We start from the raw sequence: 10,975 nt of genomic DNA on the forward strand, positions 1-10,975 counted from the left end.
GATGAGACTGTCATTATTATTTTTAAGCTTCTTATTTTCAAACGTTCTTTTTGCTAATTCTTACGAATTAGATGCAGCAACAAAAGAGCGTGTCAAGCAAACTGCCATCAGTTTTTTTGAGAATGACGAAATTATTGAGTTAACAATAAAGGCGGATTTTACCAGTATTAGAGAAGACAGGGATCGCACAAACAATGAGTATCATCCGGCAACTATTTTTATGGTTGATGATGGGGATGAGTTACAGATACCGGTAAAAATTAAAACCCGGGGAAACTTCAGGTTAAAGTCTGAGAATTGTGATTTTCCACCATTGAGATTTAAATTTAAAACCCGGGAAGTGCTGAATACGGTTTTTGAAGGCCAGAAAAAACTGAAGCTTGTCACTCATTGTCGCGATACGAGTGAGACAATGCAAAATACAATGCTGAGAGAATATCTCGTCTATAAAATGTATAATGCGGTAAGCGATAAGAGTTTAAGGGTTCGTTTGGTGAAGGTGAAATATGAAGATACTGTATATGGCGATGAACTCATTAAGTATGCTTTTTTTGTGGAGTCGGTTGATCAGATGGCCGAGCGTCTCGGGCTTGAGGAAGTAGAGATGGCGAACCTGAAACAAGAACAGCTTGTTGAGGATAATATTGTTCAGCTGGCGCTTTTTAATTATATGATTGGTAATACCGATTGGTCAATACCTAAGTTGCACAATGTGGCATTGTTCCGTCAAAACAGACACGCGCCACCGGTAGCTGTCCCATACGATTTTGATATGTCCGAGTTTGTTGATGCGTGTTATATGCATGTTTATATGGGGCGCGAACTGTTGGAGAATCGATACAAAGGGAAGAAAGTACCACTAGAAACCCTGGAAAATGCACTGACCCACTACAAAGACAAGAAGTCAGAGTTAATCAACACAATCCTCGAATTTGAATATCTGGATTTAACTACCAGGCAGGAATGCCTTAAGATTGTAGACTCATTTTACCAGGTATTAGCTAGTAAACAATCCTATCGAAAAGCCTTCATTGCAGAGGCAACCAAGTAATTTGTTTCTTAATCCATTCAATCTGAAGTGCTTGTTTTTGGTACAAAAATAAGACATAAAAATCTGCGCTATTCCTGCGTAACATCCCTATTTTTTTATATTTTTGCACAGCAAATGCGAAAATAGCTCAGTTGGTAGAGCACGACCTTGCCAAGGTCGGGGTCGCGGGTTCGAGTCCCGTTTTTCGCTCATGGGGGCCGATATTAGGTCCCTTCTTTTTCGAAAAGAAAATCGAAGATTGCCCAGATGGTGAAATTGGTAGACACGCAAGGTTGAGGGGCATTTACGAAAATTTAGTGTTAAAGAGCTGCAATAGCCGATTAATACTAGGTTTTAAAAGAACTTGAAACAAAAATACGGAATTTATTCGGAAACAATTCGGAAACATTCTGTAAAAAGATAATTTTACTGTCACCAGCCCAGGTGCTGAAATTGGTAGACAGGCGCGGTTGAGGGCCGCGTGTACTACGTACGTGCGGGTTCGAGTCCCGCCCTGGGCACACAAAAACTCCCGACTGATTTAATTCGGTCGGGAGTTTTTATCATAGTACTATTTCTTCTATTTTCCCAATTTCAATATTCTAAAAGCACCTCTCACTACAATTAGAAAAACAATTGCTCCTACAATCAAATCAGGGTATTTAGACTGAGTAAGCAAAACCAAGACTCCAGCAAGAATTACACCTGCATTAATAATAACATCATTTGAGGTAAAAATCATACTGGCTTTCATGTGGGCTTCTTTACTTTTGGATTTTTGCAGTAGATACAAGCAAAGAGCATTTGCAATTAATGCCAAGATAGATACACCAATCATTATCCGATAATCTGGCATTGCATCAAAACCTATAAACCTACGAATGACCTCTATAATTCCCAATAAAGCCAAAGTGAGTTGGAAGTATCCGCTTAGTCGAGCTACTTTCTTTTTTCTAATTACTGTAGAGCCAACAGCCCACAGACTTAAACCATAAACGAAGGAATCGGCTAACATGTCCAACGAATCTGCAACTAAACCCATTGATTTTGATATAAGCCCTGTTGTCATTTCAATTATGAAGAATCCAAAGTTTATAATGAGTACCGACCAAAGGAGTTTTGATTGTACCTCTGAACTTTCAGATTGAATATCATTTGAATCAAAATATTCAGTATTGGAGAGTTTTGCACCAAAATTCAGGGATTCCAATCGCTTTAAAATCTCCTTATCTTCATCAGTGTGAAAAACTGTTAGGTTGCGATTTTCAATATCAAAATCTAACTTTTTAATAACGCTTAAACCATCAAGCTTCATCCGTATCATGTTTTCTTCAGAAGGACAGTCCATTTTTGCTATATGATATTCAGATTTATACATAACCATTTTTGGAGTAATATTAATATATGTTTTCCTTTTATTAGATTAACTCGAATAAACATGCACACTATTTTGTGCTGACGGAAGGTAGTTAATACCAAACCAACAAATAAGCAGAACAACAAAAGCTAACATTAAAATCAGAAAAACGCTTTTGTGGCTTAAATTACTTTTTATCCTGAAATGGATATAAATCAAGTAAACAGCCCATGTAAGAAATGCCCATGTCTCTTTGGGATCCCATGTCCAATAATGCCCCCATGCTTCTTTTGCCCATAAAGCCCCAAAAATAAGTCCTAACGTAAGGAAGCCAAAGCCGATATAAACAATGTTATCTGTTTTTAGTACAAAATCCTCTTTCAGATTATCTTTTCTAATAGCATATAATCCAAGCAATCCGAAAAGTACAGATAAACCCAATAAGGCGTAAGCAATCATATACACAATTACATGAGGTACAAACCAAATGCTTTGCAATGCTGGCATTAGTGTTTTACTGTGAATATCTGGATTTAGGTAGTTCAATAATAGAAATAGAATAGCCATACCAAGTGAATACATAAGCATTAACTTGATTTTCCATCGCTTAAATATTACATAACCTGAAATTGCCAGGAAGAATGAATACCAAAGTCTTGTCTCTCCAAGAGTTCTTAATGGTGGGCGTTGGAGATTTGTCCAAAGTAAAACGATAAATACAGCCAAGCTTAAAGTACCAAGGATTGCAGTCAAATTGGCGATTTTGCCCATCTTGTCAGAAAGTGAAGTGCCAATAGCCAAAATCCATGCTACCAACGAAATAATTGCGAATATTTCAAAATTATGCCACATTACACTTCCTCCTTCCTTTTACCAGTCCATATCAGATAGAAAGTTCCTGCAATGAGTAAGAAGAATCCCAAATATACCGACGGTAACCAAGGGTCTTTAACCAGTTCCAAAATGCTTTTCGTTGACCAACGTCCCATTGTTTCATCATAACTTGTTTGATAAATCTTCCATCCGGAAATCTTGTTTGGTTTATTTACCTCGATGATGGTATCATATACTGCTCCGGCTTTTTCATAAACCGTTATTTCAGACAGGAAGCGTTTTGCTTCGGGTTTGGTCATTAGCATTATTGTACTTGAATCAATCTGATACATTTCCTGACGATACAAAATGCTTGGACTTGAAATCCAAATAGTATCAACCTTTTCATTAAAAGATTTTAGAATCTTTAAGGATTGAGTTGCACCCATCCCCAGAACAGGTTCAAACCTATTCATAACAGGAGCTGAACTCATTAATAGTTTATCAATTTTAAAATCAAAATCCTGATAGTTGAATTGTAAACCCTCATGTGGGTCTATCATTAAGGGTTTGTTGTTTTGGTTGATTATTTCTCCTGTACTGCTTTCCACAAAAGCAATTTTTGCAGGGTATTCTTCAATGGAGAAGTCTCTTAGCTTTATAGCAAAATTTAATTCTTCTGTTCTATTTCCGTTTTCAATTCCATACCAGGTAGTTTTACCTTCCTCAAGATACATATTCAGTTTTTGTATGTCTCCTGCACCTAAATGAGCTGACGCAATACACAACCACAAACCGAAATGGTTTAAAAAGAAACCGATATTCCTTTTGGAAAGCTTTGTGATGCGTTTAATGGTTACTGTTCCAAGTATGATTAAAAAGAAAACTACTCCAATTGTATAAGTCCAGCTCGATGTAACATCATACAGAAAGAATAAGGAATCTGATGGTTTTTGAGGAATTAAGGCTAACAATAACGAAGGTACTACGAATAAAGTCACCCCGGCAATTGATGCAGGAACACTATAAAACCATTTGAAAACCGCTCTTTTTTTTGATAACAGGTATAGCAATAATGATAAGTTTGCTAATAATGCTATTGAAATAAGGTTGACTGGCCAAGATATTTTCGGAGCTGTAGTACCTGTTATAAACTCAATCCCTAATGATGCCAAAAATAAGGCAAAGGCTATTAAGAAGCTTTCGGGATACTTCCAGGGAAGTACCCATAAGCTCTTTTTTTCTTTAGTATTTTGCAAGGTAATTTATTCTAATATTTCGATTCTCTTTGACTGGCTTCTTCAAGCCATTGAGGAACTACAGTCCCTAAAAATTCTTCTTTATCAGAATTTAGTTTAGCCATATCTAAACCAATATATTCCTGGGCTTTAGCTTTTGTCGAAATATCAGGCATTTCAACTTCTTTATTATGACCAAGGTCTGCTAATAAGCGAGTAAGTTTAATTCTTGCTTCTTGGGCAATATTGATACCTGATGAAACAATACGACCTGTTTCAACAGGTGAGTGGAATGATGCACCATGAGCTGCAACGGAATAATCCCAACGCCATTGAGCATGTCGAATATCCATAAGTATTGGTTGCATTTGTTCCTCGTTTGCTCCTTTCTCCCAAGCAGCTTTCGCTTCAACGTGTGCCTTAACCAATAAATTTTCAAGTATGGTAACATTTTCTTTAATCTTATCCTGTCGAGAGAATACATCGGCTATTAGTCTGCCTGTTTCCTCACGGTGACAAACCTGACATGAATTGGCGACATTATTAAGAGGACTTTGAATATGGTGGTCGGTAAATTTTACACCACCTTCGCTTTTATATGGCATGTGACAATCAGCACAAGATACACCACGTTCTGCATGTACACCTGTTAAGTAAGTTTCATAACCAGGGTGTTGAGCTTTTAACATTGGGGCTTTACTCAGTTTATGTGTCCAATCCTTAAATTCCATATCATCGTAATAAACTTCCATTTGTTCAACAGACATACCGTTATCCCAAGGGAATGTTAGATATGGAACTCCTTCAATTTTCTTTTTATTAAAATAGTATTCCACATGGCATTGAGCACAAACCAAGCTTCTCATTTCCTGATGCGTAGCTTTTGCAATGTCCTTTCCTTGTCTTTCAAACGCTTCAATTAAAGCAGGACGAGAAATGCGTAATTGCATGGTGTTTACATCATGGCAATCAGCACAACCAATTGGATTCACAATCTCAGCTCCCCATTTTTCCCATGAGCCTTTATAAAACTCTGCAATTCCAACTTCATTCATCATTCTTGGAACATCGGGGCTTTTACATGTCCAACAAGTATTTGGCATCGGACTTTTCACTTCGTCATTAGGTGCTCCGGTTCTTAAAGTATTGCGAACATCTTCAACAGCATAATAGTGACCTCTTCCCTGGTTATAGTCTTTTGAGAAACCATAGCCAGCCCACAGAACTACCAATTTTGGGTCATCTTCAAGCTCGTCAATCATTGTTGCACCATTGTATTTACTTCTAAATGTTGTGTCGGAAGTTTTATAATATGATTCAAACTCACGAGGAAAGTTAGCTCCCCACTTTTCGTTTCGGGGTTCAAACTGAGAAAAATCGTTTTTGGGTGCATAGGCAAACACCGCTTCACTTCTTCTTTCTACAACACTGGACGCTAATAATCCTAAAAGGAATACAACTACAATAGTTCCAAGGAAAAGAACCCAACCTTTCCAAGGTTTTTCTTTGATTTGTTCGCTGAATGATTTCATATCTTTAGTTCTATGTTATTATTCTGTTTCTTCTAATGCTTCTTTTAACCAATCGGGTACTGGACTTTCGGGTAACGGCACTTTAGCATTAGGCGTACTCGAAAGACTGTTCACCCTGCCATGAGGGACTTCTCGATGGCATTCCCAACAAGTTCTGTCAGTTCTGTCAGAATGAAAATCGGTATGAATGGTATTCATTTTTGTATCGGTAATAAGGTTACTATGGCAACGAATACAATTTTGTTGCACTACATGATGACCTTCTTCTTTTATTTGTATAACCTGTGGCTCGGCACGCATTGTAAAGATTGAAGCGTGTCGCATTCCATCTTTTCCTTTGAAATAATATTTATTGAATACGTTATTGTGAGGTACATGGCAATCGTTACAGTTTGCCCATTCACGATGAGAACTGTGCATCCATGTAGCATATTGCGGAGCCATGATGTGGCAATTTACGCAGGTTTTTGGGTCATCAGATAGATAAGATGATGCATTGGAGACATAGAATAGAAAGAAAAAAAGACCTAACAGAATTGCTGAAACGATAATGACAGGTATCTTCCATTTATCAGGAGGTAAAATCTTTTTCAATATGTTCATAGCCTCAAAATTCGTTTTTACATTAAAACTATCCTCCCCACAAATTCATTATTTCAAATCAATGAATACTCAACCTTCTAATGCAAATATATGTTACCAAGAACAAAGAAGCTGTACCATATGTTACAGCTTGCAATTTTTCTGTTTTTTAATATTGCATTAGATAAATTTAAGAAATTTTCAAGAAACAGGAATAACAATATTTATCTTTTAAGGCATATAAGCAATTGTTATTTAGATAAAAACAAACTCACAGACAGTTTACTTTATGGGAAAACTATATAAGAAACTACATAAATGGCCAGGGCTAATCATTGCCTTCCTGCTTTTATATTTCTCGGTTACAGGCATCATTATGAATCATCGTGAATTTTTCTCTGGTATTGATATTTCACGAGGCAGCCTTCCAAAAGAATTTCGTTATCAGAATTGGAATAATAGTGCTGTTAAAGGCAATCTTATTTTAAATGCCGATAGCATTTTAGTATATGGTAATATTGGGGTATGGCTTACCGATTCAAATCTTACTGATTATAGTTCATTCAATTCTGGTTTCCCAAATGGAAGCGATAACCGAAAGATTTTTGACTTGTATCAATCAAATGACGGAAATCTATATACAGCAACGCAATTTGGTTTGTTTGCTTTTAGTAAGGAAAAAAAGCAATGGATAAAGTTTGAATTGGATGTTGACATTAAACGCTTTGTGGCTATTGAATGTGTCAACGATACGCTCTATGTTTTAAATCGTTCCTATTTATTTAAAGGTAAGTCGGAAGGAATAAATACCCAATTTGAGAAAATTGAACTCAAAAAACCACGAGATTACAAAAAAGAAGTTTCGCTTTTTGAAACCATGTGGCAGATTCATTCAGGAGAGATTTTTGGGATTCCCGGAAAGCTGTTTGTTGATGCTTTGGGAGTAGTTACAATTTTCTTATCGTTGACAGGAATTATTTATTTCTTTTTCCCGAGATGGATAAAGAGAAGAAAGAAGAAAACGAAATCAGTCACATCAATTGTAAAGACTAACCGATGGTCATTAAAGTGGCACAATAAAACAGGAGCCTGGTTATTTGTGTGCCTGATAGTCTTGTTTTTTACAGGTATGTTCTTGCGCCCTCCGCTACTTATTGCAATTGCGTATTCAAAAGTAAGCCCTGTAAAATATTCTCATCTCGACCAGCCTAATCCCTGGTACGATAAATTAAGGGACATAAAATATGAAAGTGAACGAAATGAATTTCTTCTGGCAACTTCGGAAGGCATCTTCTATATGGATAAAGACCGTCTTGCACCAATTGCTTTTAAAATTCAGCCTCCTGTAAGTGTTATGGGAATTAACGTGCTTGAGCCATTCAATGATGGGGCGTACATTATCGGTTCGTTCAGTGGTTTGTTTTTATGGCATCCGGCTCATCCTGAAATTTATAATTATGCCCAGGGTAAATTACATGTAGGCAATACAACAGGCAGACCTATTGGTGATTTTAAAGTTACAGGATTAGTTACGGATTTGGTAGGTAAGCAATATATGATTGACTACGACAAAGGTGTAGTTCCTTTGTATCACGATAAATTATTCCCTGAAATGCCTAAGAATGTGCTTGAAGAATCGAAAATGTCACTTTGGAATTTTTCGCTCGAAATTCATACAGGACGTTTCTTTCGTTTTCTTCTTGGTGATTTTTATATCCTCTTAGTTCCCTTATCAGGACTGGTAAGTGTTCTGGTTGTATTGAGCGGATATTTGCTTTGGAGAAAGAAGTTCAGGAAACCTAAATCCCGGTAAATTGTTGTAACTTATATAAATATTAGAAAATAAATTAATATGATTTCACGAAGCTATAAAACAGAAGAATCGAAAGAGAATCCACATAAGGTTGATGTAAAGCAGTTGTACAATAAGGAATCTGCTCAAGTAATGCACATTACCTTACAACCAGGCGAAACTTTAAAGCCTCACAAAACACCAGTTGATGTAACCTTTTATGTGTTGGAGGGAACTCCAACGGTACATGTAGGTGATGAATCGGTGGTGTTTGAAAAAGATACCTTGATTGAAAGTCCTGCTGATATTGTTCATTATTTGAGTAACGAAGGAACAAGTCAAGCCAGAATATTGGTTACTAAAGCACCAAAACCAACTACGCAAACCAAGCTTTTATAAACTAAAATCCAATTGTCATGAGCGAACTTATTAATAACTCAAAATATCGTAAAGAGCGATTAAAAGAACTTATTCTAAAACTACATGAAGGAGAATCGGCAGAAGCTGTAAAAAAAGAACTGGTTGAAACACTAAAAAGTATTCCATACGGAGAAGTTGTTGAAGTAGAGCAAGAACTGATGCAAGAGGGATTACCCGAAGAAGAAGTCCTGAAATTATGTGATGTTCATGGTTCAGTTCTCGAAGGCAATGTAGATTTAAGCGGAGCAAAAGATATTCCTGCCGGGCATCCGATTGATGTATTTAAAAATGAAAATATTGAGCTAAAGAAAGTAGCTGAAAAAGCAAAAGGCTTGCTAAAGGCGTTAAGTGCCGTTGATGATTCCGAGTTTCATCAATTTATTTTCGGATTGCAGGGAGTGTTTAATCAATTGATGGATGTTGACAAGCACTACCTTCGTAAAGAGTATCTTGTATTTCCACACTTAGAGAAAAATGAGATTACTGGCCCGCCCAAAGTAATGTGGGGCAAACATGACGAAATAAGGGAACAATTAAAAGGGTGTATAGAGGTTTTAAATACGAAAGATATTACTAAAACAGACTTAGTTGATTCTCTTGATTTGTTGTTTTTTCCAACTCTACAAGCCGTAATTGATATGGTACAGAAAGAGGAAGAAATTCTGTTTCCTATGAGTATGGATGTGCTAACTACAGAGGATTGGTGGAGCATAAATAAACAAACGCTGGAATTTGGTTTTTGCCTATATGACCCACAAGTTGAATGGAAACCCGATGGTTTAACAGATGATAAAGATGATACAGGAGTTTCTTCTGATGGAAACATTCAATTACCATCAGGAAGTTTCTCTGCAAAGGAAATAATGGCTATTCTAAATTCCGTTCCATTCGATATGACCTTTGTAGATAAAAACGACAAAGTAAAATATTTCACCCAGGGAAAAGAGCGAATATTCGTCCGCAACCGTTCAATTATTAATCGTGATGTCCGTTTGTGTCACCCTCCAGGAAGCACCCATATTGTTGAGAAAATTCTGGAAGATTTTAAATCGGGCAAAGCCTCTCATGCTCCGTTCTGGATTCAGATGAAAGGCAAGTTTATTAAGATAGAATACTTTGCTTTACGAGGGGAAGATGGTGAATATCTGGGTACACTTGAAGTTTCTCAGGACTTGTCTGAAAACAGGGCATTGGAAGGCGAAAGACGAATTTTAGAATATACAGACGATAAAGAAAAAGACAATGGATAAACTGATAATTACTCCCAAAACGAAGATATTCGATTTGTTGGAAGCATATCCTCAATTGGAGGATGTGCTAATAGCTGTTGCTCCACCGTTCAAAAAGTTGAAGAATCCTGTATTGCGAAAAACCATTACAAAGATTACAACTTTAAGTCAGGCATCTGTAATTGGTGGTATCAAAGTTGAAGAACTCATAAACAAGCTTCGTGCAGAAGTAGGGCAAACAGCAACCGACTCAATTGAAACAGAAGACCGCAATTACACTACAGAAAAGCCTGATTGGTTTTATGTATCTAATATCTCTGAATCAATAGACATAAGAGAAATGCTTAATGCCGGAGAACAACCTGTGCATGAAGTATTAGCTTTATTGAAGAAACTTGATTCAGGAAAAATCTTAAAAGTAATTGCACCTTTTATTCCTGCACCACTTATTGATAAGTCTTTAAGCTTAAATTATGAGCACTGGCTGGATATAAAGGGGGATGAAGAATTTTTTGTGTATTTCAGAAATCATACATAACGACAATATGAAGCAAATAATATTAACGTTAATTAGTCTGTTTGTTATTCATTCAGCGATAGCCCAGGAAAATAAATTTAAGCAATTAGAATTTTTGTTGGGGAATTGGCATGGAACAGGTTCCGGCTTCGGTAATAATAATTCAGTCATTGAATCCAGTTTCAATTTGGTTATGGATAACAATTACATTGAAGTAAGCAATGAATCTAAATTCGAACCCTCAGAAAAGAATCCGGAAGGTGAACATCATATCGACAAAGGCTTTATAAGTTTTGATAAAACCCGAAGTACAATTGTCTTTCGGCAATTTAATATCGAAGGATATTTTAACCAATATGTTTTAGTTGATTCATTATCTAACGAAACAACATTAGTGTTCAGTACGGAATATATTGAAAACTTTGTGCCTGGAGGAAAGGCACGTTGGGTTATAAAAAAGCTTTC

11 protein-coding genes and 2 tRNA genes are annotated in these 10,975 nt (G+C 36.5%); 8 read left to right on the top strand and 5 right to left on the bottom strand.

All coding sequences use genetic code 11. The features are described from left to right. Window position 1: 1 nt before the first annotated feature. The 3 genes from J1N10_RS17045 (at window position 2) to J1N10_RS17055 (ending at window position 1,551) form a co-directional block, all read left to right on the top strand. A complete protein-coding gene (locus tag J1N10_RS17045) occupies window positions 2–1,051 on the top strand; it encodes a CotH family protein (protein WP_262327942.1) in 1,050 nt (349 codons plus the stop codon). Window positions 1,052–1,167: 116 nt separating this feature from the next. After that, window positions 1,168–1,240: transfer RNA gene (locus J1N10_RS17050), tRNA-Gly, on the top strand. A gap of 228 nt (window positions 1,241–1,468) precedes the next feature. Continuing rightward, a tRNA-Leu gene (locus J1N10_RS17055) sits at window positions 1,469–1,551 on the top strand. A gap of 59 nt (window positions 1,552–1,610) precedes the next feature. On the opposite strand, the gene J1N10_RS17060 is transcribed toward J1N10_RS17055, so the two are convergent. From J1N10_RS17060 to nrfH, 5 genes are read right to left on the bottom strand one after another with little or no spacing between them, the layout of a single operon-like run. Continuing rightward, a complete protein-coding gene (locus J1N10_RS17060) occupies window positions 1,611–2,408 on the bottom strand; it encodes a cation transporter (RefSeq protein ID WP_262327943.1) in 798 nt (265 codons plus the stop codon). A gap of 45 nt (window positions 2,409–2,453) precedes the next feature. Next, on the bottom strand, window positions 2,454–3,239 hold the full coding sequence (locus J1N10_RS17065) for a cytochrome c biogenesis protein (RefSeq protein WP_262327944.1): 786 nt from the start codon (window positions 3,237–3,239) through the stop codon (window positions 2,454–2,456). Then, window positions 3,239–4,459, bottom strand: coding sequence for a cytochrome c biogenesis protein ResB (locus J1N10_RS17070; protein ID WP_262327945.1), 1,221 nt, complete (start codon window positions 4,457–4,459; stop codon window positions 3,239–3,241). Before J1N10_RS17070 ends, J1N10_RS17065 begins: the two co-directional genes overlap by 1 nt. Window positions 4,460–4,470: 11 nt before the next feature. Beyond that, window positions 4,471–5,970, bottom strand: a complete 1,500-nt coding sequence (gene nrfA / locus J1N10_RS17075) for an ammonia-forming cytochrome c nitrite reductase (RefSeq protein ID WP_262327946.1) — start codon at window positions 5,968–5,970, stop codon at window positions 4,471–4,473. Between the two features lie 18 nt (window positions 5,971–5,988). Beyond that, on the bottom strand, window positions 5,989–6,573 hold the full coding sequence (nrfH, locus tag J1N10_RS17080; protein ID WP_262327947.1) for a cytochrome c nitrite reductase small subunit: 585 nt from the start codon (window positions 6,571–6,573) through the stop codon (window positions 5,989–5,991). A 268-nt stretch (window positions 6,574–6,841) separates the two neighbouring features. Here nrfH and J1N10_RS17085 point away from each other — a divergent pair, with 268 nt between their 5' ends. The 5 genes from J1N10_RS17085 to J1N10_RS17105 all read left to right on the top strand — a co-directional run. Beyond that, entirely contained in the window at window positions 6,842–8,365 is a 1,524-nt protein-coding gene (locus J1N10_RS17085; RefSeq protein WP_262327948.1) for a PepSY-associated TM helix domain-containing protein, read from the top strand. Between the two features lie 39 nt (window positions 8,366–8,404). Further along, the gene (locus J1N10_RS17090; protein WP_262327949.1) at window positions 8,405–8,743 is read left to right on the top strand and encodes a cupin domain-containing protein; all 339 of its coding nucleotides are present in this window, start codon (window positions 8,405–8,407) and stop codon (window positions 8,741–8,743) included. Between the two features lie 17 nt (window positions 8,744–8,760). Beyond that, window positions 8,761–10,014, top strand: a complete 1,254-nt coding sequence (locus J1N10_RS17095; protein WP_262327950.1) for a DUF438 domain-containing protein — start codon at window positions 8,761–8,763, stop codon at window positions 10,012–10,014. Beyond that, a complete protein-coding gene (locus J1N10_RS17100) occupies window positions 10,007–10,531 on the top strand; it encodes a DUF1858 domain-containing protein (protein WP_262327951.1) in 525 nt (174 codons plus the stop codon). The genes J1N10_RS17095 and J1N10_RS17100 overlap by 8 nt, the downstream gene beginning before the upstream one ends. Before the next feature lie 7 nt (window positions 10,532–10,538). Next, window positions 10,539–10,975, top strand: a 437-nt coding sequence (locus J1N10_RS17105) for a hypothetical protein (protein WP_262327952.1), incomplete at its 3' end; no start/stop codon positions are given.

It is taken from the genome of Carboxylicivirga litoralis (assembly GCF_025499605.1).
Classification (GTDB): Bacteria; Bacteroidota; Bacteroidia; order Bacteroidales; family Marinilabiliaceae; genus Carboxylicivirga; species Carboxylicivirga litoralis.